Raw genomic sequence first — 23152 nt, 5'->3', positions numbered from 1 at the left:
GGAATCGCATGCCCCGTACCGTTGCCCAAGTCATCGTGGACGCGCTGAGCGAACTAGGCGTGCGCCAGGTGTTCGGCGTCGTCGGAGACGCGCTCAACCCGCTGACGGACGCCATCCGCACCACCGACGGCCTGGAGTGGGTGGGTTGCCGGCACGAGGAGGCGGCCGCCTTCGCCGCCAGCGCCCAGTCGCAGCTCACCGAAACCCTCGGCGTGTGCATGGGCACCGTCGGACCCGGCTCCGTCCACCTCCTCAACGGGCTGTACGACGCGGCCAAGAGCCATGCCCCGGTCCTGGCCATCGCCGGCCAGGTGCCGCTCGCCGAGCTCGGCAGCGACTACTTCCAGGAGGTCGACAACGACGCCCTCTTCAGCGACGTGGCCGTCTTCCGTGCGACCGTCACCTCGCCCGACCAGTTGCCGCAGATGCTGGAGACCGCGGTGCGCCACGCACTGGGCCGCAAGGGCGTCGCCGTCCTCACCGTGCCGGGCGACCTGGGCGAGCGCGAACTGACGGCCGACCGGCCGGCCCGGTTCTCCCTGAACGCCCCGGTGAGCCGTCCGGACGAGGCCGCCGTCCACCGCGCCGCGGAACTCCTCGACCGCTCCGAGCGCGTCACCTTGCTCGTCGGCGAGGGAGCCCGGGCTGCCCGCCAGGACGTCCTCACCCTCGCCGACCGTCTCGCCGCACCCATGGTGCTCACCCTGAAGGCCAAGGCCGGTTTCGAGGGCGACGGCAATCCCTTCCAGGTCGGCCAGACGGGACTGATCGGCAATCCCGCAGCGGCGGCGGCCCTCCAGGAGGCGGACACTCTTCTGCTGCTCGGCACGGACTTCCCTTACCGGGACTGGTATCCCGAGGGCCGGAACGTGATCCAGGTGGACACCGAGGCGACCCACATCGGGCGCCGGGTACCGGTCGACGTCGGGTTGGTGGGGGACACCGGCGCCACCGTACGCGACCTCCTGGACCACCTCACCGCCGCGCCCGCCGGGTCCGACGGCGCACGCGACCGCTCGCACCTGGAGAAGGCGCGGGAACGCTTCGACCGCTGGCGCACCGGTCAGGCCCGGCTCGCCGACCCCTCCCACGACAAGGGTGTCGTGGGCCGCATCCGCTCCGCGCTGGACAACCGGGCTCATGACATCCGCCCGGAGGTCCTGGCCGCGGCCGTCGACCGCGTGGCGGCGGACGACGCGGTCTTCACCTCCGACACGGGCATGGCCACGGTGTGGCTTTCGCGTTTCGTCGAGATGCGCGGCGAGCGACGCCTCATGGGCTCCTACAACCTGGGCTCGATGGCCAACGCCATGCCCCAGGCCCTGGGCGCCCAGTGCCTGGACCGTGAGCGACAGGTTGTCGCCTTCTGCGGCGACGGCGGACTGAGCATGCTGCTCGGCGATCTCATGACCCTGAAGACGTACCGGCTCCCCGTCAAACTCGTCGTCTTCGACAACCGCCGGCTGGGCATGGTGAAACTCGAACAGGAGCAGGCCGGCCTGCCCGAGTTCGGCACGGTGCTCGACAACCCCGACTTCGCCGCCGTGGCCGAGGCCATGGGCATCACCGGTATCCGCGTGACGGATCCCGCCGACGTGGAGAGCGCCGTGCGACGCGCCTTCCGCAGTCCCGGCCCGGTGCTGCTCGACGTCCTCACCAACCCCGACGAGATCGCCGTTCCGGCCAAGCCGACCGTCGAGCAGGGCTGGGGGTTCGCGCTGGCGAAGGTGAAGGAAATCGTGCGCAGCAACGGAGAGCCGGACGGAAACTGACCGGAACCTCGCGGGAACGCCGGTTGTCGGCCGGGGTGGGCGCGCGCCGCGCCCCGGCCCGCGCCGGCGGCGCCCGGCAGCGAACCACCGCGGAGTTCAGGGGGAGGTCATTCCGTATGGGGAAGGCGTGGCTGCTCCATGCGGGAGAGCCAGGTCGTGAGCAGCGTTTCGAGTGACTCGGCCTCGGTGGGCGTCAGCAGATCCAGCAGGTGGCGTTCGTTGCGCATGTGGTCGGTGAACGCTCGGTCGATCAGTTCGCGCCCGGGCCCGGTGAGGGCGACGATCCGGCCGCGCTGGTCGTCGTCGGAACGGCGGCGGGTGACGAGTCCGGCTCGCTCCAGGCGGTCGATTCTCTTCGTCATCGCGCCGGTGGTGACCATGGTGTGCGCGGCGAGCTCGCCGGGCGCCCGCTCGTAGGGATCCCCGGCACGGCGCAGCGCGCACAGGACGTCGAACTCTCCCTCGCTGAGGCCGTAGCGGCCGTAGACGAGGCAGAGTTCCCCGGTGAGCCGGTCGGCCAGGCGGTGCAGCCGGCCGATCACTCCTTGCGGCGTGATGTCGACGTCGGGGCGCTCGCGGCGCCAGTCCGCCTGGATGCGGGCCACTCGGTCCATCGGTTCACCGTGCTCCATGCCATCCATGATAGCTTCCCGGGAAGTTATATTGGCTTCCATGGAAGCTAATATGCGCTGGGTGGCAGTGACCGCGGTCGCGCCGGTGGCCTGGGGAACCAACTACTTCGTCACACACGAGTTCCTGCCGGCCGACCGCCCGCTCTACGGCGCCGCCATGCGGGCGCTGCCCGCAGGCCTGGTCCTGCTCGCTCTGCGCAGACAGCGGCCGCGTGGGGTGTGGTGGTGGCGGTCCGCGGTGCTCGGGCTGCTCAACGTGAGCGTGTTCTTCGTCCTCGTCTACGCCGCCTCCCAGCTGCTGCCGACGAGCGTCGCCTCGACCGTCATGGCGGTGTCCCCGCTGACGATGATGCTCATGGCCTGGCCCCTGGTGTCCGAACGGCCCCGGACCGGCCACCTGGCCTGCGCCGCGATCGGACTCGCCGGGGTCTGCCTCATGCTGCTCACCGGGACGGAAGGGGTGAGCGTGCCGGGAGTCCTCGCCTCGACCGCCGCCATGCTGGTGTCGTCCTTCGGGCACATCCTGGCCAAGCGGTGGAGCGCCGGTACCGACGTGCTCGCCTCGACCGCCTGGCAGCTCACCGCCGGAGGTCTGTTCCTGCTCCCGGTCGCCGCCTCCGTGGAGGGCCCTCCGCCCACGCTGTCGACGCCGACGCTCCTCGCGTTCGGCTACGTGGCCACGGTCGCCACCGCGCTGGCCTTCGCCGCCTGGTTCACCGGACTGCGGCACCTGCCGGCGGGGACCGTCGGACTGATCGGACTGCTCAACCCCGTCACCGGTGTCCTGCTCGGTACAACTGTCGCGGGGGAGACGCTGGGCGTTCAGCAACTGTGCGGACTGGTCCTGGTCCTGACCGGAGTCGTCCTGGGTCGGCCCAGGCCCGCGAGCCGCCGCGACAGCAGTCAGGTGCATCCCCGCCCCGTGGCCGGCCAACGTCCCGCGCGAACGCCCTCCACACGCGATTCCTTGTGAAGATCAGGGACGCGGGCGGAGCTCCGGGTGCGCTCGTGGGCCGTAAATGGCGGCTGATCGGTCGGTGTCGAGCGCCCAGTACCGGTCTCCGTAGCTGAAGTGCCACCATTCGGTCGGATAGTTGACGAATCCCGACGCCGACATGGCACGGCAGAGGGTCTCGCGATGCGCGCGGGCGGACGGGCTGACCCTGTCCGAGTGGGTGTAGCAGGCGCCGTCGCTCTCCTCCGGGGAGGCGTTCATACGCGTTCCCATGTCCACCTCGTTGCCGTCGCGGTCGGCGAGAGTGAGGTCGACGGCCGCTCCGGCGCTGTGCGGTGCGATCTGCGGCGGGGAGACGTAACGGCTCGCTGCCTGGTGGATCCGGCTGTCGGTCCAGTCGGGGTGGGCGTGACGGAGTTCCGCGGAGTACTCCTCGAAGTAGGCGCGCTGGAGGGAGGGCGGTCGGTAGCCCTCGACGATCAGGAGGCGAAAGCCCGGCGGAAGGAGTCGCTGGGCGAGTTGGAGGCGGTCGGCCGCTCCTCGGCGCAGGTGCGCGAAGTGGCCGTTCGGGTCGTACCTGCGCTCGTCGACGAGGAACAGACCGGATGCGCGGGTGTCGACGAGGTCTTCCCCGCATTCCTGGACGGGGATGGCGGCGACCCGGGGGTCGGACATCAGGACGATGCTCAACTGCGGCTCCTCATCGGGGGGACCGAGGCGGTGCACTCGGTGTGCGGGACGGACGGTGTCGCGCGCTCAGACAATCACGAACGGCTGGGCCCCTGGCGGGGCTTACGATCCGTGATCAGGGGCGGGGTCGCGTCAGGTGGACGGTGAAAGTCATTCAGCGGGGGTGAATGAACGAAGGGCGGCGTCCAGCATGCGAATCAACTCTCCGACCCGGCCACCGCCACTCGGTGCCGGTGGGAAACGTCCGAGTACCTCCACGACGACCGGTGTCGCACGACGCACCGCCCGCTCGACGTGTTCGGCGCCGATGCGCGGATCCTGGCCGGCTACGAGTTCCGCTGCCCTGGCCGCGTGAGCGCCTGCTCCGAGAATGTGCTTGACCTGGGTGGCCTTGGCCAGCGGATGCAAGTAGGCGGCGCCTGCCGCGGACATCGCTGCCCAGGCTGCCTCGCGCCCAGCCGCGGTGTCCGCACCCTTGGCTGCCTTGAGGGCCGCCCAGGCCGTGTCGCGCAGGGACTTCCCCCGCTCACCGCCCCGAGCGAACGCCCACGCGGCACCGATGGCGTCCCGAGGCCGCGAGTCCTCCGGCTGATCGGCCTCGAAAACCTCGAGCACCACTTCCGCGCACGCCGCAGCGAACGCGGTGACCTCACGAAGGTCCTGGCTACTCAGCGCGATCTCGCTCTCGTCCTCCGCCACGATTCCATTCTCGACCAGTTGTCGGCGTCAGGGGATCGCCCGTGCCGGCGAGGTGAGCGGCGGCGCGGTAAATGCCGTATGCGCCGCGGCGCTGCGGGGAAGACCGCCCGCTTCACGTCCTTGGTCTGTTCGTCGCCGGCCCGCTCGCCGACGCGCCCGCCCTGCGCGATGCTGAGGGGCCTGCGCCACGGCGTGCCGAGGTTCATCAGGCGGCCGGGGGGAAACCCGGTCGGCATCCCGTCGTAAGCGGGCCATCACGGAGGAAACCATGTGCCGCCTTTTCGGGCTCAGCAGCGCCCCACTCCGTACGCACGCCACGTTCTGGCTGCTGGACGCGCCCGACAGCCTCAGCAGGCAGAGTCACCGTGACCCCGATGGCACCGGCCTCGGCCGTTTCTCCGCCGACGGCACCCCGTGCGTCGACAAGGCCCCCATCGCCGCCTACCGCGACCGCGCCTTCGCCGAGGAGGCCCGGCAGGACGAGTCCGCGACCTTCATCGCCCATGTCCGCTACGCCTCGACCGGCAGCCTCGACATCCGCAACACCCATCCCTTCGAGCAGGACGGGCGGCTCTTCGCGCACAACGGCGTGATCGAGGGGCTCGACGCGCTCGACGACCATCTGGGCGAGGACCGGACGCTGGTCCGCGGCGACACCGACTCCGAGCGCTTCTTCGCCATGATCACCCGGGAGACCCGGCGGAACGGCGGTGACGTCACCGAGGGCGTCCGGCAGGCCGCCCGGTGGATCGCCGAGAACCTGCCCGTCTTCGCCATGAACCTGATCCTCATCACACCCCGGGAGCTGTGGGCGCTGCGCTACCCGGACACCCACGAGTTGTACGTCCTCGAGCGTCCGGCGGGTGGCCAGCACGGCAGCCGGCATCTCGATCACAGCGGAAGTCACGGCCGGATGCGTGTCCACTCGGCATCCCTCGCCGAGCACCCCGCCGTCATCGTCGCAAGCGAGCGGATGGACGACCATCCCGACTGGCGCCTCCTGGAGCCCGGCGAACTCCTCCACGTGGGCTCCGACCTGCACGTCGGTCGCCAGATCCTCCTGCCGGACCCCCCGGTGCACCGGCTCACCCTCGACGACCTGCATCCCGGTGCGGCCGCATCGCAGAAGGCCGCCTAGGGTCTTTCGTTTGGATCAGTGGGCGGACCACAGGATGCGCCACACGGGTCGCGCCGACAGCGGGTGGAGCACGCCCGGACTGAGCATCTGGAGCGCGAGCCGGCCCTCGTCGAGGGGTGCCCCGATCAGGTCGGCCAGGACGTCGGCCCGGTCGACCCGGTGCGTCCCGCCATGAAACAGAGACCGGACATCGGTCACGGTGCCCTGCGCACGTACCCGGCCGTGCAGACTGGCCGGCAGGTGGTAACTGCCGTGCCAGGAACGGGCGTAGCGGTCGAAGGAGGCCGGGTCGGTGGCTGCGGCCACCGCGCGAGCTGGCCGTCCGTCAGCACCCGCGCGGGGTGCAAGGTCGGCCGCCCCGTCCGCCTTCGAGCACCGTATGCATCGCCCCTGGGGAGTGGTATGCCCCCGACGTGATTGCGCTCGCCAACGTGTGATTCATCACAGTCAGTTATGTTGTGCACAATTTAATTGCTGGCTAGCGTCTGGAGTCGATACCACAGCACAGGGAGGCAACACCATGGATCCTGTCCGCTACGAGGATTACCGCCCCGCCGAACGTCAGACTTACCAGCAGGAGTTGGATGCGGTGGTGGCGCAGGTGGCGCAGCGCACCCGCACCTCGGTCGAGCGCGAGGTCGTCGGCCGCGCCGTCCGCACGGCCCACGGAAAGACCTACGGCCTTCTCAAGGCCACGGTTACGGTCGGTGACAACCGCGGCTTCTACGGTCAGGGCATCTTCGCCCGACCCACCGTGTACGACGCCGTCGTCCGCTACTCCAACGGCCTTGGTCATCAGCGCCCCGACCATCAGCTGGGCGCGGCGTGTGGGATGGGCATCAAGCTGTTCGGGGTCCCCGGCCCCTCACTGCTGGACGACGAACCGGACAGCGGTACTTTTGACCTCAACTTGATCAACAACGATGTCTTCTTCGCGAACACCGCCTACGACTACATGGTCATCGAGGACCTGTTCGCGGAGCTGCCGGAGGCCCTGGTGAACCCAGCCCGCCGCAAGACCTGGATGGCGGAGTTCCTGACCCGCCGGGGCACGCTCATCGATCCCGACAGCTGGCTGTGGGACGAACTGTTCGCCATGCTGTCGTTCACCACCGTCCCGCGCAGGAACCTGCTGTCGTACACCTACAACAGCATGGGCGCCTTCCGGTACGGCGACCACATCGCCAAGATCCGGACCGTGCCCACGACCGAGTCCGTGGCCTCCCTGACGCACGAGATCGTGGACGTGCGCGCGGACAACGAGGCGTTCCGCCACACACTCGTTGCCGAGGCCGCGGAACGGGACCACTCCTTCGAACTCCAGGTGCAGCTCAACACCGATCTGGTCCACATGCCGGTGGACAACACCTCGGTGAAGTGGCCCCAGGAACAGTCCCCGTGGGTGACCGTCGCCCGTGTGGACCTCCCGCGCCAGGACATCGGCGGGGACGAGAACGTGGCGGCCGCCGACGCCACGTCGATCACACCGTGGCGCTCACGCGAGGAGCACCGGCCTGTCGGCGAGATCCAGCGGGTGCGGCAGGAGGTGTACCGGCGTTCGTCCATCGAACGGCACCGCGTCAATGGACAGCAGCGGCGCGAACCGGTCAGCAGCGCGCAACTACTCGGATGAGCCGGCTCAGCCGCGTCCCGCCGCCTGTGCCGACCGCACTGGGACTGCGGCAGGGCGACGAGCGACCCGGCAACGGATTCTCGACGCCGCTCACGTGCTCTTCCCGGAGCGTGACGACGTGTAGCGGCGGGCCCTCCCAAGTGGCGTGAACCGCCCGCACGTGGGGCCCTCCTCGGGAAAGCGGTGAGGCCCTGGAGCCACGGAGAGGAGTCACTTACGGTGCGGACACGGTCGTGACACCCCGGGGAAACGGGGCGTCCCTAATTTCTGTCGCACGACAGGAACTCGCAGGATCACGCCTCCGCGACAGGGGACCGCCATGACCGTGACCACCGATCCCGCACCGCCACCTCCGTCCGCCGGCGCCGCCGCCGACGACATGCTCGCCGCATTCGGCTACCGCCAGGATCTGCGGCGGCAGATGGGGCGGTACGCGTCCTTCGCTGCCGGCTTCTCCTTCATCTCGGTCCTGACCACAGTCTTCCAGTTCTTCGCCTTCGGCTACTCCTTCGGCGGGCCGCTGTTCGTGTGGACCTGGCCCGCCGTGCTCGCCGGCCAGCTGCTCGTGGCCGCCTGCTTCGCCGAACTCGCCGCCCGCTATCCCATCTCCGGGGCGGTCTACCAGTGGTCGACCCGGCTGAGCGGTCCCGCCTTCGGCTGGTTCACGGGCTGGATCATGGTGATCGGCCAGGTGGTCGTGGTTGCCGCGGCGGCGCTCGCGCTGCAGGTCGTACTGCCCGCGATCTGGTCCGGTTTCCAGCTCGCCGGCGGCGACCCGGCGCCCACCACGGCGACCGGAACGGCCAACGCCGCCCTGCTGGCCCTCTTCCTGCTGGTGCTGACCACGGTCGTGAACGTCGTCGACAACCGCGTGATGTCCGCCGTCAACCGAGTCGGCGTCACCGCCGAGATCATCGGCGCGGTCCTCATCGTCGTCCTGCTGTTCACCCACGCCGAGCGCGGTGCCGGCGTGACCCTGAGGACCGGCGGCCAGGGCGGTCCGGTGGCTGCGCTACTGGTGGGCTCGTTCACCGCGGCCTACGTCCTCATCGGCTTCGACAGCGCGGGCGAGATGAGCGAGGAGACCCGCAACCCCCGCCGGACCGCTCCGCGTACCATTCTCGGCGCCCTCGCCGCGGCAGGCGTACTGGGCGGCCTGCTGCTGCTCGGCGGTGTGCTGGCCGCGCCCAGCCTTAAGGACGGTCGGCTGGCCACCGAGGGGCTGGGCTACGTCCTCACCAGCAGTCTGGGCAGCGGTGTGGGAAGGGCGCTGCTCGCGGACGTCGCGGTCGCCATCTGCGTGGCCACGCTGGCCATCCAGACGGCGGGCACGCGGATGCTGTTCTCCATGGCGCGCGACGGGATGCTGCCGCTGTCCGCACGGCTCTCCAAGGTCTCGCCGCGCACGGGCATGCCCTTCGCCCCTGCGCTGGTGGTCGGCGTCCTCGCCGCGGCGCTCGCCTTGCTCAACCTCGCCTCCCCGGAGGCGTTTCTCGCCATCGGCACCACGTGCATCGCGATGCTCTACCTCGCCTACGCCGGGGTCACCGCGCCGATGCTGGTCCGGCGGCTGAGGGGCCAGTGGCCGGCCACGGACGCCGGCGGCCGCGACGAGCTGGGCCGGCCGCTGTTCTCCCTGGGCCGCTGGGGTCTGCCGATCAACGCCCTGGCGGTCGGGTACGGGCTGTTCATGACGGTCAATCTCTCCTGGCCCCGCGCCGGGGTGTACGACCCGGCGGGCGGCCACTGGTACTTCCAGTGGTTCACCGTGCTGTTCGTCGGCGCCACGGTCGCCGCCGGCGCGCTGTGCCGGCGCCGCGCGCCGGCCGCCACGGCGGCCGGGGAGCCGGACCGCACGGACGCGGCGGAGGCCGCAGCGGTCTGAGCGGGCCCGCGCCCCGGGTGCGCCGTCACCGTCACGCCGCGAGGAGCCGCTGCCCCTCGCGGCGCTGCCGTGCCAGGGAGCGCTGCGGTACGCCCGCGACCCGCAGTGCCGCGTCGGCTGTCGCCGCGGCGAGGGCCCGCGGATCGCGGGCGGGGTCGGCGCGCCGGATGAGGATGACGCTCTCGGTGAGGCCGAAGACGAGGTCTGTACGCAGGGCGAGCTCCTCCTCGTCGAGGGTCGCGCCCGGCTCCGTGTTTGCCAGCAACTCCCCGTATGTGGCCTTCAGTTCAGCCCGGACCTGCTGGAAGACGGCGAAGCGCTCTGTCTGCGCCTCGGGGAGCAGGTAAAGGGCCCCCGGGTTGTGCGGGCCGCCGCACAGCAGCAGCACGTCGGAGTGGCAGAGCGCCCACAGTCGCGCCTCGGCGGCCGTCCCGGTACGGGTCACCAGCTCACGCGCGATCTCCAGCGAGGGGCGGACGGTCCCTTCGAGCAGCGCGGCGAGGATCGCCTCCTTGCCGTCGAAGTAGTGGTAGAGCGACGCCTGGCGCAGTCCGGCCCGCTCGGCGACCGCGCGGGTGGAGGTCGCGGTGTAGCCGTACGCGGTGAACAGCTCGGCAGCGGCCGCCAGCACCTCCTCGCGGGGCGGGAGTCCACTGGCGGGACGCTCCTGGGCCCGAGGGCGGCCGACTCTTCTGCTGGTGGGCGGGCTCACTCCGTGATCCTCGCACAGGGCCGCGGGCTGCCCGGGCGCCGATCGGCCGCGGTGAGACGCCGGTTACCGCCCGGAAACGCACGGGCAACGGCCCGGACTCGACCCGCCCCTAATTTCTGTCGCACGACAGAAATAGCGCCGAGCCGGAGGTTCAGCCGTGACGACACCGTCAGCGACAGCATCGGCCCGTGGTGCCCGGGAACATGCCCGCGCCCAGGAGGGCACGAAGTCCGCCACCAAGCCCGTACTCCCCGCGACCGACTGGCCGGCGCCGCCGGAGGGGATCGCCGGTGAGGACCTCGTGTGGGCCGAGACGGTGGCGGGCGGCAACTACACCCACAAGGTCCTCGCGCGGGGCACCGAGCTGCGGCTGACCGACCTCACCGGCGACGCGTGCGCGCACGTCCTGCTGTACAGCGCGGACCGCCCGTGGGAGCGGCTGAACGCGGCCGACACGGTCAAGGTGCTCTGGAACGCCTACCTCGGTGAGGGCCAACTGCTCCTGTCCGGCCAGGGCCGGGTCCTCGCCTCCGTCACCGCGGACACTTCCGGCCGGCACGACGCCCTCACCGGTACCTCCGCCCTGGCCCGCAACACCGCCCGCTACGGCGACGGGTCCCCTCAGTCGGCCTCCCCGGCCGGGCGTGAGCTGTTCAAGCTCGCCGCCCTCAAGAACGGGCTCGGCCCACGGGACGTCCCGCCGTCCGTCTCCTTCTTCCAGGGCGTACGGATCAATGGGGACGGCACCACCGTGTTCACCGGCTCCGCGGGCCCCGGCGGGTCCGTCACGCTGCGCGCCGAGCAGCCGCTGACCGTCCTGATCGCCAACGTCCCGCACCCGCTGGACCCGCGCCCGGACTACGTCTCCGGCCCCCTGGAGGTCCTCGCCTACCGGGCCTGGCCCACCGGCCCGGACGACGCGCTGTGGAACGCCACGCCCGAGGGCCGCCGCGCCTTCCTCAACACCGCCGAGCACCTCGCCGCCAGGGGGATCGCATGACCACCGCAACCACCCGCGCAGGACACGTCGTCACCGACGTAACCGTCCCCGCCCGCGCCGCCTGGTCCACGGTCGTCCGCGCGGGCTCGCTGCTGACCATCACCGACCTGTACGGCAACCAGGCCGCCGACTTCCTCGTCTACGACGCGCACGACACCTGCGTGCGCTACAGCGCCCCGGACACCATCCAGGCCCAGGGCGGCATCTTCCTGACCACCGGCTCGGTGCTGCTGTCGGGCGAGCACACGCCGCTGATGACGGTCGTCGAGGACACCTGCGGGCGGCACGACACCGTCGGCGGCGCCTGCTCCAAGGAGTCCAACACCCTCCGCTACGGACACCACACCTGGTCGCAGCACGCCTGCGTGGAGAACTTTCTCGCGGAGGGCGCCCGACACGGCCTGGACGAGCGCGACCTGGTGTCCAACGTCAACTGGTACATGAACGTGCCGGTCGAGCCGGACGGCACCCTCGGCATCGTCGACGGCATCTCGGCCCCCGGCCTGAAGGTCGTGCTGCGGGCCGAGACCGACGTCCTGGTCCTGCTGTCCAACTGCCCGCAGATCAACAACCCCTGCAACGGATTCGATCCGACCGCCCTGCGCACCACCGTCACCGAGCCGGACGGGAGCTGAATCCCATGACGTTCGACACCCTGCTGGTGGCCAACCGCGGCGAGATCGCCTCGCGCGTCATCCGCACCGCCCGCCGGCTCGGCCTGCGCACCGTCGCGGTCTACTCCGACCCGGACCGCGGGGCCGAGCACGTCCGGCTGGCCGACGAGGCCGTACGGCTCGGCCCGGCCCCCGCCAAGCAGTCCTACCTCGACGCCGACCTGGTGCTCCGGGCGGCCAAGGACACCGGGGCGGGCGCCGTCCACCCCGGTTACGGCTTCCTGTCGGAGGACGCCGGCTTCGCGTGCCGCTGTGCCGAGGCGGGCCTGGTCTTCGTCGGCCCCACGGCCGAACAGCTCGAACTGTTCGGAGCCAAGCACACCGCGCGGGCGGCCGCTCAGGCGGCGGGCGTGCCGCTGGCCCCGGGCACCGGGCTGCTGTCCGACGTGGACGCGGCCCTCGCCGCGGCCGAGGGGATCGGCTACCCGGTGATGCTGAAGGCAACCGGTGGTGGCGGGGGCATCGGCATGCGGGCGTGCCGCGACGCCGGCGACCTCGCCGACGCCTGGGACCGGGTCCAGCGCGTGGCCGCCGCCTCGTTCTCCTCCGCCGGCGTCTTCCTGGAACGACTCGTGGAGTCCGCCCGCCACGTCGAGGTACAGGTCTTCGGCGACGGCGAGGGCCGTGTCGTCACCTTCGGGGACCGAGACTGCTCGCTGCAGCGCCGCAACCAGAAGGTCCTGGAGGAGGCCCCGGCGCCGAACCTCCCCGACCGGGTCCGCGAGCGACTGACCACCGCCGCCCGCGATCTGTGCGCCTCCGTCCGCTACCGCTCCGCCGGCACGGTCGAGTTCGTGTACGACGCCGCACGCGAGGAGGCGTACTTCCTGGAGGTCAACACCCGCCTGCAGGTGGAGCACCCGGTCACCGAGGAGATCTACGGCGTCGACCTCGTGGAGTGGATGCTGCGCCTCGCGCAGGGCGACACCGCCGTCGTCACCACGCCGCCGGTGCCGAAGGGCCACGCCGTGGAGGCCCGCCTCTACGCCGAGGACCCCTCCCGCGACCACCGCCCGAGCGCGGGTCTGCTCACCCGGGTCGCCTTCCCCGCCGGGGTCCGCGTGGACACGTGGGTGGAGACCGGTACCGAGGTCACCACCTCCTACGACCCGCTGCTCGCCAAAGTCGTCGCGTACGGCGCCGACCGGACCGAGGCGCTCGACCGGCTGGACGCGGCGCTCGCCGCCACCCGCCTCGACGGCATCGAGACCAACCTCGGCCTGGTGCGGGCAGCGCTGGGCGACGCCGGCGTGCGCGCGGCGGCCCACAGCACCGCCTCGCTCGCCGGGATCGGCGACCCCACGCCCCGCATCGAGACCGTCGCGCCGGGCACCTTGACCACCGTCCAGGACTGGCCGGGACGCACCGGCCACTGGCAGGTCGGCGTCCCGCCGTGCGGGCCGATGGACGACCTCTCGTTCCGCCTCGGCAACACCGCTCTCGGCAACGTCGAGGGCGCGCCCGGCCTCGAGTGCACTCTTCAGGGACCATCCCTGCGCTTCACGCACCCGACGACCGTCTGCGTCACGGGCGCGCCCGCGCCGGTGATGGTCGACGGCACCGCCGTACCGCAGTGGGAGCCGGTCACTGTCGAGGCCGGGCAGATCCTGGCCGTCGGGGCCCCCCACGAGCACGGCCTGCGCACCTACGTGCTGTTCGCGGGCGGCCTGGACGTACCGGAGTTCCTGGGCAGCGCGGCCACCTTCGTCCTGGGCCGGTTCGGCGGGCACGGCGGCCGTGCCCTGCGCGCGGGCGACGTCCTGCACGGCGGCGAACGACGTCCGGCGGCCTCCGCCGTTCCCGCGGACCGGCGCCCGGCCTTCGGCGGCGCGTGGTCCATCGGCGCGGTCGAAGGCCCGCACGCCGCGCCCGAGTTCTTCACCGAGGACGACATCCGCGACTTCTACGGCGCGGACTGGAAGGTGCACTTCAACTCGGCGCGCACTGGCGTACGCCTCGTCGGCCCCAAGCCGCGGTGGGCGCGGACGGACGGCGGCGAGGCCGGCCTGCACCCGTCCAACATCCACGACACCCCGTACTCCGTCGGGGCCGTCGACTACACCGGCGACATGCCCGTCCTGCTCGGACCCGACGGGCCCTCGCTCGGCGGCTTCGTCTGCCCGGCCACGGTGGTGACCGGGCAGCGCTGGAAACTCGGGCAGCTCCGCCCCGGCGACACCGTCCGCTTCGTCCCCGTCACCATCGAGGCGGCCGCCGGTCTGCGGCGGAACCCGTCGGCGGCCCCGCGGGCCGACCGCGCGCCCGTCGTCGACGGAGGCGTCCTGGCCCGCCTCCCGGAGACCGGGACGCGCCCGTCGGTGACGTACCGGCGCAGCGGCGACGACAACCTCCTCATCGAGTACGGACCGATGCAGCTCGACCTGGCCCTGCGCATGCGGATCCACGCGCTCGCGCAGGCGCTGACGGCGCGGCACCCGGACAGGATCACCGACCTGACCCCCGGCGTCCGCTCCCTCCAAGTGCGGACGGACCCCGGTGTCCTGCCGCTGGACGAGCTACTCGGTATCGCCCGGCGCGTGGAGGAGGAACTCCCCGCCACCGACGAGCTGGTGGTACCCAGCCGCACCGTCCACCTGCCGCTGTCCTGGGACGACCCGGCGACCCGGGAGGCCATCGCCCGCTACATGGCGGGCGTGCGCGACGACGCCCCGTGGTGCCCCTGGAACATCGAATTCATCCGCCGCGTCAACGGCCTGAAGACGGTGGACGAGGTGTACCGCACCGTCTTCGACGCCGAGTACCTGGTCATGGGCCTGGGCGACGTGTACCTGGGCGCGCCGGTGGCCACGCCGCTGGACCCGCGGCACCGGCTGGTGACGACGAAGTACAACCCCGCCCGCACCTGGACCGCGGAGAACTCGGTGGGCATCGGCGGCGCGTACCTGTGCGTCTACGGGATGGAGGGCCCCGGCGGCTACCAGTTCGTCGGCCGCACCACCCAGGTCTGGTCGGGCTGGCGGCAGCGCGGCGCCTTCGAGCCGGGCAGGCCCTGGCTGCTGCGGTTCTTCGACCGGATCAGGTGGTACCCGGTTGAGGCGGAGGAACTGCTGGAGCTACGCGCGGACATCATCTCCGGCCGTTTCGTCCCGCGGATCGAGGAAGGGTCCTTCTCGCTCGCCGACCACCGGCGGTTCCTCGCCGAGAACGCCGGCTCCATCGCCGCCTTCCGGGCCCGGCAGGGCGCGGCGTTCGACGCGGAGCGGGCGGCCTGGGAGGCGGCGGGCGAGTTCACGCGGGCCGAGACGGCCGCGGAGGTGCCCCCGCCGGCCACCGACATCGCCGTGCCTGAGGGCGGCCATCTGGTCGAAGCGGAGTTCACCGCCTCCGTCTGGCAGGTGGGCGTGGAGGTCGGCGACCGCGTGTCGGCCGGGCAGCCGCTCCTCGTGCTGGAGGCCATGAAGATGGAGTCCCGCGTCCCGGCCCCCGCCGACGGCGTCGTGGTGCGGGTCCTGACCAGGCCGGGCAGCCAGGTCGAGGCGGGCACCGCCCTCGTCGTCCTCGCTCCCGTCCAGAACATGGAGGCAGCCGCGTGATCACGGCGGTGGAGCGGGTACGGGCCGCCTACGCGCGCATCGCGCGGGTGGACCGGCCCGAGGTGTGGATCGGCCTGCGCCCGCGGGCCCAGGCGGAGGCCGACGCCGCCGCGGTCGACGCCAAGGTGGCCGCCGGTCAACGGCTGCCGCTGGCAGGGACGGTGCTCGCGGTCAAGGGCAACATCGATGTGGCCGGGCTGCCGACCACCGCCGGCTGCCCCGCGTACGCGTACCTGCCGGACGCGGACGCCCCGGCGGTGGCCCGGCTGCGGGCGGCGGGCGCGGTGGTCCTCGGCACCACGAACCTCGACCAGTTCGCCACCGGCCTGGTCGGCACCCGTAGCCCCTACGGCGCGGTCCGCAACGCCGTCGCGCCGGAGCGCGTGTCCGGCGGCTCCTCCTCCGGCTCGGCGGTCGCCGTCGCGCTCGGCATCGTCGACATCGCGCTCGGCACGGACACGGCGGGCTCGGGCCGGGTCCCGGCGGCATTCAACGGGATCGTCGGCCTGAAGCCGACCATCGGACTGGTGCCGACCGAGGGTGTCGTTCCTGCCTGCGCCTCGCTCGACTGCGTCACGGTCTTCGCCCGTACGCTCCCGGAGGCCGAGCAGGCACTGTCCCTCATGGTGGCGCCGTCCGGACGCGCGCCCACGGCCCCGGTCCCACGACGGCCGGGGCCGTGGCGGATCGCCGTGCCGCCGGCCGGACAGCTGGGCCGACTGGACCCGGGCTGGGTCCAGGCGTTCGAGGCTGCGGCGCGGCGGCTCGCCGACTCGGGCGCCGAGCTGCTGCCCGTCGACCTCGCACCGTTCACCGAGGCGGCCGCGATGCTGTACGAGGGGGCGTTCGTCGCCGAGCGCTACACCGCCGTCGGCGCCTTCATCGACGCGCACGCCGGCTCCCCCGGCCTCGACCCGACCGTGGCCGCCATCATCTCCCGGTCCGGGGACATCCGGGCCCACCAGCTCTACGCGGACCGGCGGCGGCTGGAGTCCCTCCGGCTGCGCGCCCTCGCCTCGCTCGGCGACGCGGACGCCCTGCTGTTGCCGACCGCACCGGGCCACCCGACCATCGCCGAAGTCGCGGCCGACCCGCTGGGCGCGAACGCCCGGCTCGGCCGCTACACCAATTCGACCAACCTCTTCGACCTGGCGGCGGTGTCCGTCCCCGCCACAGAGGTGAACGGGCTGCCGTTCGGCGTCATGCTGGTCGGCCCGGCCTTCACCGACCAGCGGCTCGCGCGCATCGCCGGACTGCTCACCGCCCCGCCACTGCCGCTGGCGGTGGTCGGCGCGCATCTGTCCGGACTGCCCCTGAACGGGCAACTGCTCGCCGCGGGTGGCCGGCTGCTGCGCACCACCACGACAGCCCCCGTCTACCGGCTGTACGCGCTGGACACGGTGCCCGCGAAGCCGGGTCTGGTCCGGGTCGGCGCGGGCGGCGGGGCCGTCGAGGCCGAGGTGTGGCGGCTGCCCGCCGAGGGGCTGGGTGCGCTGGCCGCTGCGCTGCCCCGCCCGATGGCGCTCGGCAGCGTGGAACTCGCGGACGGCAGCTCGGTGACCGGCTTCCTCTGCGAGCCCCTGGCCGTCGAGGGTGCCCGTGACATCACCTCGTTCGGCGGCTGGCGCACGTACCTGCAGTCGGACTGCCGTCACGACGACCCGTGATGACCGGTGCCCGGGCCGCAGTACTGGGACGGCACGTGTCCGTGCCGGCACCGCCCGAGTGGGGGCAGACACCGGCCCCCGTACGGGGCAAAAACCCGTTCTGTCAGGTCATCAGCCCGCTCCTGGCCCGGCGTAGGGCGACCACATCCGGGCACCCGCCACACCGCCCACGGCAAGATCATCTGGGCGGAGCAGCCGTTGCCCTGATCCCGGCCCGCCGTTCGGTCTGCTCGCCGCCGTTCGCGCCGCGACCGTCCAGCGGCTGCTGGGCGGACGCGCCGGCCGACAGACACGGGAGCGAACACGGGGCATCGCCCCTCGTCCAGTTGCCCCTCGATGCCACACACGAGGGACATCGAAGCGGGCAGGCGAGCGCCCGAGGCAGAGGCCACCACGGCGCAGCAGGGTTCCGGTCGAGCCGGAAGTCGGGTGGCGGAGCACGGTGGACCTGCCGCCATACTGTGCGCATGGAGCGGATAGGGGGGTACCTCGTCGAGCGCAAGCTCGGTGAGGGCGGGATGGGAACCGTGTTCCTGGCCCGGACACGGGGTGGGCGCGCGGTCGCGCTGAAGGTGGCCAAGCCGGAGCTGGCGGCGGACCCGGTCTTCCGGGAGCGGTTCCGCAGCGAGGTCGAGGCGGCCCGCACGGTCGGTGGCTTCCACACCGCCTCCGTGGTCGACGCCGACGTCGACGGCGACCCGCCGTGGCTGGCGACCGCATACATCCCCGGGCCGACCCTCGCGGCCCGGCTCGCCGCCGAGGGCCCGATGGACGAGCCGCAGCTGCGGGCGCTGGCCGCCGCCCTCGCCGAGGCGCTGGAGTCCATCCACGCCCGCGGCCTGGTGCACCGCGACCTCAAGCCCGGCAACATCATCATGGCCGAGGACGGACCCCGTGTGCTGGACTTCGGGATCGCCCGGGCCGTGGAGTCCACCCGCTTCACCGCCACCGGCACCGCCTTCGGCACTCCCGGCTTCCTCGCCCCCGAGCAGGCCCTCGGCCACGACGTGACCGGCGCCGCCGACGTGTTCGCCCTCGGTGCCGTCCTGGTCGCCGCGGCCGGTGGCAGCGCCTGGGGCGAGGGCACACCCATGGGGCTGATGTACCGCTCCGTCCACGAGACGCCCGACCTGGCCGCCGTGCCCGCCGGGCTGACGGACCTGGTCTCGGCCTGCCTGGCCAAGGACCCCGCGGCCCGGCCGACGCCCTCCCGGCTGCTGGACATGGTCACGGGGGAGTCCCGGGAGCCGGGTCCGCCGGCGTACTCCCCGACCGTCGCCGTTCCCCCGGCGCCCTCCCCGTACGCCCCGCCCGCCCCGCAGCCCTTCGCGCCGGCCCCCCCGGCGTACCGGCAGCCGCCGCCGCTTCCCGCGACCCCGCCGGGGAGCCCGTACGGGTTCGGACCGCCCGTCCCGCTGGGCCCGCCCGAGGTGGTGCTCACCGACCGGGACAGCCGTGTCGTCGTGAACGCGACCGGGATCATCCTCGAAGTCGGCGGCGCAGCGGCGGACTTCGAGTGGGCGGAGATGGCCGGGGTGGTGCGCGCCCCGCGGGGCAACCGGCTGACGGTGGCGGTCCGGCTGTGGGACGGCAGCGTGTTCGAGTGCGAGCTGAACGCCCGCCGGACGGCCCGGCTGACCGAGTGGCTCACCCGGCTCGACCCCGTACTCGGCGCGTACCTGGCCGGGCGGTAGGGACCGGACAGACCGGGCGAGTTCGTCAATCCGTTTCGCCAACAGCTGTGACGACGTTCGGGTACGCGTCAGCCGTCAGCCCGCCGCCCCGCGCGAGCAGGAGATCGACCGGTACCCGCTCCGTCCTGTCCGGCGGACTCACCGGTGCGCGGGGCCGGCTGCCGGGGCGCTCCTCACCGGCATCGGCGAGAAGACCGTCAGCCAGTCGACGACAGGCAGTCGCCGCGGAAGTCCAGCATGCAGAAGACCTTGTCGTAGCGGCGTTCGCCCACGGCGACGAAGCGGGGCAGACGGCCGTACTCGGTGAAGCCCAGCGACCGGTAGAGGTGCAGGGCATCGCTGTTGTCGCCACGGACGTCCAGAGTGAGGACCTCGATGCCCGCCCCCCGGGCGTCGGTGATCAGACCAGCGGTCAGCGCCCGACCCACACCACGACCATGGCAGCCGGCGTCCACCGCGAGCTTCTCCAGGTCGGCGTGCGGCCGATGGGTCGGTCGGGCGTAACGGAGCCAGTACCCCAGCCCGACAAGCCGACGGTCGAGGTATGCGGCACGCAGGGCCGCGTCCCCGGCCCGCGCCGCCGAGACGACATGGCCGAGAAGGTCCGCCACCTCGTCCCGTGAGGGTGGGTCCACCCAGCCCAGCGCGGCACCGCCGCTGACCAGATCCGCCAGGATCCGGTGAGCCGACTCCGCGAACGGAACCTCAAGCTCCGGATCGGAAGCCAGCCCCACGGCATCGAGGATGACGGGCTCAGTGGTCGCACCGCTGGTCATGGCCGGATTCATGACCGGCAGCCTAGCCAGCCGGCCCCGGGAGCGACCAGCTGCGATCACTGCCGGCGGCCGGAACGTCCTGGGCGTCCGATGAACTCCCACTCTCCCGGGCCCGGCCTCCGGAGTGCCGCATTCCGGTATGCGGGGGCAAGTGGAAGGCTTGGGGCATGGCCTTTCGACCGTGGCGGGACTTCCGGCGTTCCTGGCGGCCGGGTTACACATCCGCGCTGCTGGTCGTCCCACTGGCGCTGATCGTCACGGTGTGTGTGGTGGATGTGCTTGCTCCGCCGCACATCCACCTCGGTCCCCTGCTCGTGGCGGCACCGGCGATCACGGTGGCCTTCGCAGGCGCCCGCGTGACGGCGCTGATGGGAGCGCTCGCGGTGGCGGCCCAGGTGCTGATCGGTGTGCTGAGAGGGGTCCTGTCCACCGCCAACATCCAGGCCCAGATCATCGCGCTGATCGTCGTCTCCGCCGTCTGCGTCAGCATCTGCGTGGTCCGGGACCGGCGTGAGCGCCAGTTGCACCGGGTGCGGTCCGTCGCCGAGGCGGCGCAGAGCGTGCTGCTGCGGCCACTGCCCGCCCGCACCGGCCCGCTCCGGATCGCCGGCCTGTACATCCCCGCCGAGGAAGAGGCCGATCTGGGCGGGGACCTGTACGCGGCCGCACGGACCGACCACCACAGCACCCGGCTCCTCATCGGCGATGTGCGCGGCAACGGGCTGGCCGCGATCAACAACGCCGCCCTGCTGCTCGGCGCCTTCCGTGCGGCCGCCCACCGGCAGGCCACCTTGCCTCGCCTCGCCGTCCACCTGGACGCCGCGTTGCGCTGGGACACCAGCCAGTGGCGATCACAGGAAGAGCAGGACACCGACGAGGACTTCGCCACCGCGATCCTGCTCGACATCCCCGACCACGATCCGGTCGTCCACCTCATCAGCTGCGGCCACCCACCGCCGCTGCTCCTGCGAGGGGGTCGCATCACCCCGCTCGTGCCCGAGGCGAGCCACCTTCCGATCGGGCTCGGCGGGCCCTTCGGTATCGCCGCCTACGAGGTCCAGACGTTCCCGTTCGAGGTGGGCGACCTGCTGCTCCTCTACACGGACGGCGTCTTCGAAGCACGCGACACCGACGGACTCTTCTATCCGTTCACCGAACGGGCGGCCGAGTGGACCAAGGACGACCCCGACGCACTCCTGCGCGGTCTCCGGGACGACCTGTTGGCCCACGTCCACGGACATCTCGACGACGACGCGGCCGTGGTCGCGATCCGCCGCGAGGCGGTCTGAATTCTCGGCCGGCGCACGCTCGACCGACTTGAGCACCCCCGGGCCGCGGCCACGAGCACCCGGTGGCGCGCGTCCGGCCCTCCGCCGGTGCCTGCACCGCGCCGACGACCCAGGTCGTACACGCGCCGTTCACCGTCCGGGCCGCGCCGCGTAACCGGCCCCTTCACCGGGGTCGCGAAGGTGGCCTCTTCTGTTGCCAGAGCCCCGTCAGGAGTACACGCCCGCGATGGACAGCCCGACGCCGAGACCCGCCGAGACCCGCGGCCCCACCGGCCCATCCGACCCCGCCAGTGCCACCGGCGGGAGTCCGGCCCGCAACCCCTGGTGGGACAACACCCGGTTCGTGTCCGCCTCGCTCATCGTGGTCCTGCACACCATGGGCAGCATCATGGACCGCTACGGCCCGCTGCACGCCTTCCACGTCGCGGCCTGGGCCTTCCGAGTTCCCGCCTTCGTGGTACTGGCCGGGGTGTTCAGCAGCGCCGGGCCGCTCGGCCCGCGCCATCTGCGGACCCTGCTGCGCAGCATCGTGCTCCCCGCGCTCCTGTTCAGCGTGCTGTTCTCGGTGGAGTCGTACGCCCTCGGGTCACCCTTCACCCTGCACATCACCCAGCTGCCGTGGACCCTTTGGTTTCTGATGTCGCTCTTCTTCTGGAGGCTGCTGCTGCCGCTGGTGGCCCAACTGCGCCACCCCCTGCTGGTGACTACGGCGGTGGCCCTCGCGGTCGGTTACGTGGAGGAGTTCGGCCTCCAGTTCTCGGCCAGCCGGACCCTGGTCTACATGCCGCTGTTCTACTTCGGCTGGCGGCTGGGGCAAGGCATGTTCAGCACGTGGTTCGAGAGCCGGTGGAGCCTCCCGGCTGCTGCTGCCGGCGTGCTCGCCGCGGGACTTGCGGCCTGGCGGTGGCACCGGGACGTCCAGGGCACCTGGCTGTCGATGCGCCACGCCTACAGGGCCGACACCGCACTGGGCATGGAAGGCGCCTGGCTGGTGCGGCTGGCCGTACTGGCCTCGGCGGCGACGCTGGTGCTGTGCATGTTGCGCCTGATGCCGAAGCGGCGGTTGCCGCTGGTCTCCGCGCTCGGCGCGGGCGGCTTCACCGTCTACCTGCTGCATCCGCTCGTCATCCTGCCGCTGCGGGAGAAGGGCCTGATCGAGCGGGCCGACACCACGCCGGAGCTGATCGCCCTGCTGCTGGGCGGAGTCCTGCTCACGGCGCTCCTCGCGTCAGCGCCCGTGCGCCGCCTCGCTCAGCCCCTGACCCGGCCCCCGGTGGGCTGGCTGCTGGCCCCGGCTCCCGCCCCTGTCCCGGCCCGCACGCCCGCGCACGCTCTTCCGCTGCCAGAGCAGGCACTTGGCGAGGACTTCCGTGTCACACCGTGAGGACCGTGACCCACGGCTCATACGGGGGCACCTCTCCAGGACGCCCCTGTCAGCAGCGCGTCGAGACCACTCGGCACGGCGGCATCATCTCACCGCGCCCACAACCCGCAAGTTGCGCGATCCGCCCACTGGTCAGATCGTGGAAGGAGACCGTGGAGGACCGCACCGTGCCGGAATGGCGCGCGGACACCTGGTGTTTGAAGCGGCAGCACCACGAGCACTGCGGCGAGAACGCGGTGGATTTCGGCGTCGGTGACGCCGAAGCCGTCGACGGGCCCCCTCTCGGACAAGGCGCGACGTTTTCCGCGTGGCCGCCCCACGGTGCCCCCTCCGGATCGACGCATCGGGAGGATCACCGTGATGATCAAAGGCTATGACGTATCCGCATTCCAGGACGCGAACTTCCCCACCGCCGGGACCAGTTTCGCGTTCATCAAGGGCACCGAGGGTCGTTCCTACGTCAACCCCAAGCAGAAGGAACAGGCCGCACACGCCCGCGCCGCGGGACTGGTCGTCGGCTTCTACCACTTCCTGCACCCGGGGCACATCAAGGAGCAGGCGGCCCACTTCGTGGAGGGCAGCGCGAGCATCGAGTACGACCTGATGGTCGTAGACTGGGAGACCAACCCGGGCGGCACCGCGGCCACTTGCGCGGAGAAGGACTCCTTCATCGCCGAGGTCAGGCGACTGCGCGGCTCCAGCCACAAGATAGGCCTGTACTGCAACCGGGACTTCTGGCTTCACCGGGACACCACCGGCGATGCGGGAGATTTCCTCTGGATCGCCGAGTACGGCGTGGCTGCGGGCAAGCCGCACGTCCAGAGCAAGTGGGTGTTCCACCAGTACACGGACAAGCCGCTGGACACCAACGTGAGCGTCTTCACCTCCAAGGCGGAGCTGGTCGCCTTCTCGGGCGGTATCAACGGCGTGAAGAACTGAACAGAGTCCGGGACGGGCGGGGCCCGGTGCCCCGCCCGCCGCGGTCGAATACGACTCGC

Annotated in this window: 19 protein-coding genes; 13 read left to right on the top strand and 6 right to left on the bottom strand. The window is 72.0% G+C overall.

Annotated features, from left to right (window positions below):
• Nucleotides 1–8 precede the first annotated feature (8 nt).
• Nucleotides 9–1772 (top strand): thiamine pyrophosphate-dependent enzyme, encoded by a 1764-nt coding sequence (locus tag ACZ6B1_RS27475; protein WP_468782653.1) that lies wholly within the window; start codon nucleotides 9–11, stop codon nucleotides 1770–1772.
• Between the two features lie 107 nt (nucleotides 1773–1879).
• Here ACZ6B1_RS27475 and ACZ6B1_RS27470 read toward each other — a convergent pair whose 3' ends face one another.
• On the bottom strand, nucleotides 1880–2404 hold the full coding sequence (locus tag ACZ6B1_RS27470) for a MarR family winged helix-turn-helix transcriptional regulator (protein WP_468782652.1): 525 nt from the start codon (nucleotides 2402–2404) through the stop codon (nucleotides 1880–1882).
• A 52-nt stretch (nucleotides 2405–2456) separates the two neighbouring features.
• Between ACZ6B1_RS27470 and ACZ6B1_RS27465 the strand changes: the two genes are divergently transcribed.
• Nucleotides 2457–3377 (top strand): EamA family transporter, encoded by a 921-nt coding sequence (locus ACZ6B1_RS27465; RefSeq protein ID WP_468783097.1) that lies wholly within the window; start codon nucleotides 2457–2459, stop codon nucleotides 3375–3377.
• Between the two features lie 3 nt (nucleotides 3378–3380).
• Here ACZ6B1_RS27465 and ACZ6B1_RS27460 read toward each other — a convergent pair whose 3' ends face one another.
• A complete protein-coding gene (locus ACZ6B1_RS27460; RefSeq protein WP_468783096.1) occupies nucleotides 3381–4034 on the bottom strand; it encodes a M15 family metallopeptidase in 654 nt (217 codons plus the stop codon).
• A gap of 165 nt (nucleotides 4035–4199) precedes the next feature.
• A complete protein-coding gene (locus tag ACZ6B1_RS27455) occupies nucleotides 4200–4748 on the bottom strand; it encodes a putative immunity protein (RefSeq protein ID WP_468782650.1) in 549 nt (182 codons plus the stop codon).
• Nucleotides 4749–5016: 268 nt separating this feature from the next.
• Here ACZ6B1_RS27455 and ACZ6B1_RS27450 point away from each other — a divergent pair, with 268 nt between their 5' ends.
• Nucleotides 5017–5886, top strand: coding sequence for a class II glutamine amidotransferase (locus ACZ6B1_RS27450; RefSeq protein ID WP_468782648.1), 870 nt, complete (start codon nucleotides 5017–5019; stop codon nucleotides 5884–5886).
• A gap of 15 nt (nucleotides 5887–5901) precedes the next feature.
• On the opposite strand, the gene ACZ6B1_RS27445 is transcribed toward ACZ6B1_RS27450, so the two are convergent.
• Complete coding sequence (locus ACZ6B1_RS27445; protein ID WP_468782646.1) at nucleotides 5902–6192, bottom strand: hypothetical protein; 291 nt, start codon at nucleotides 6190–6192, stop codon at nucleotides 5902–5904.
• Between the two features lie 214 nt (nucleotides 6193–6406).
• Between ACZ6B1_RS27445 and ACZ6B1_RS27440 the strand changes: the two genes are divergently transcribed.
• Complete coding sequence (locus ACZ6B1_RS27440) at nucleotides 6407–7519, top strand: catalase family protein (protein WP_468782644.1); 1113 nt, start codon at nucleotides 6407–6409, stop codon at nucleotides 7517–7519.
• A 319-nt stretch (nucleotides 7520–7838) separates the two neighbouring features.
• Complete coding sequence (locus ACZ6B1_RS27435) at nucleotides 7839–9404, top strand: amino acid permease (protein ID WP_468782642.1); 1566 nt, start codon at nucleotides 7839–7841, stop codon at nucleotides 9402–9404.
• Between the two features lie 31 nt (nucleotides 9405–9435).
• Here ACZ6B1_RS27435 and ACZ6B1_RS27430 read toward each other — a convergent pair whose 3' ends face one another.
• Entirely contained in the window at nucleotides 9436–10116 is a 681-nt protein-coding gene (locus tag ACZ6B1_RS27430) for a TetR/AcrR family transcriptional regulator (protein ID WP_468782640.1), read from the bottom strand.
• Nucleotides 10117–10273: 157 nt separating this feature from the next.
• On the opposite strand from ACZ6B1_RS27430, the gene ACZ6B1_RS27425 reads away from it, so the two are divergent.
• From ACZ6B1_RS27425 to ACZ6B1_RS27405, 5 genes are all read left to right on the top strand, one after another.
• Entirely contained in the window at nucleotides 10274–11116 is an 843-nt protein-coding gene (locus tag ACZ6B1_RS27425) for an urea amidolyase associated protein UAAP1 (RefSeq protein ID WP_468782639.1), read from the top strand.
• On the top strand, nucleotides 11113–11751 hold the full coding sequence (locus tag ACZ6B1_RS27420; RefSeq protein WP_468782637.1) for an urea amidolyase associated protein UAAP2: 639 nt from the start codon (nucleotides 11113–11115) through the stop codon (nucleotides 11749–11751). The genes ACZ6B1_RS27425 and ACZ6B1_RS27420 overlap by 4 nt, the downstream gene beginning before the upstream one ends.
• A 5-nt stretch (nucleotides 11752–11756) precedes the next feature.
• A complete protein-coding gene (uca, locus tag ACZ6B1_RS27415) occupies nucleotides 11757–15344 on the top strand; it encodes an urea carboxylase (RefSeq protein WP_468782635.1) in 3588 nt (1195 codons plus the stop codon).
• Entirely contained in the window at nucleotides 15341–17011 is a 1671-nt protein-coding gene (atzF, locus tag ACZ6B1_RS27410; RefSeq protein ID WP_468782633.1) for an allophanate hydrolase, read from the top strand. The genes uca and atzF overlap by 4 nt, the downstream gene beginning before the upstream one ends.
• Before the next feature lie 467 nt (nucleotides 17012–17478).
• Nucleotides 17479–18705, top strand: a complete 1227-nt coding sequence (locus tag ACZ6B1_RS27405) for a serine/threonine-protein kinase (RefSeq protein WP_468782631.1) — start codon at nucleotides 17479–17481, stop codon at nucleotides 18703–18705.
• Between the two features lie 197 nt (nucleotides 18706–18902).
• On the opposite strand, the gene ACZ6B1_RS27400 is transcribed toward ACZ6B1_RS27405, so the two are convergent.
• On the bottom strand, nucleotides 18903–19493 hold the full coding sequence (locus tag ACZ6B1_RS27400) for a GNAT family N-acetyltransferase (protein WP_468782629.1): 591 nt from the start codon (nucleotides 19491–19493) through the stop codon (nucleotides 18903–18905).
• A 155-nt stretch (nucleotides 19494–19648) separates the two neighbouring features.
• Between ACZ6B1_RS27400 and ACZ6B1_RS27395 the strand changes: the two genes are divergently transcribed.
• From ACZ6B1_RS27395 to ACZ6B1_RS27385, 3 genes are all read left to right on the top strand, one after another.
• Nucleotides 19649–20770, top strand: a complete 1122-nt coding sequence (locus ACZ6B1_RS27395; protein WP_468782627.1) for a PP2C family protein-serine/threonine phosphatase — start codon at nucleotides 19649–19651, stop codon at nucleotides 20768–20770.
• A gap of 193 nt (nucleotides 20771–20963) precedes the next feature.
• On the top strand, nucleotides 20964–22154 hold the full coding sequence (locus ACZ6B1_RS27390) for an acyltransferase family protein (RefSeq protein WP_468782625.1): 1191 nt from the start codon (nucleotides 20964–20966) through the stop codon (nucleotides 22152–22154).
• A gap of 360 nt (nucleotides 22155–22514) precedes the next feature.
• Nucleotides 22515–23093, top strand: a complete 579-nt coding sequence (locus ACZ6B1_RS27385; RefSeq protein WP_468782623.1) for a GH25 family lysozyme — start codon at nucleotides 22515–22517, stop codon at nucleotides 23091–23093.
• Nucleotides 23094–23152: the final 59 nt, after the last annotated feature.

It is taken from the genome of Streptomyces sp. NPDC041129, from assembly GCF_055592265.1.
The sequence above is the reverse complement of the archived record's forward strand: the minus strand, read 5'-3'. Positions and strand labels throughout refer to the sequence as shown.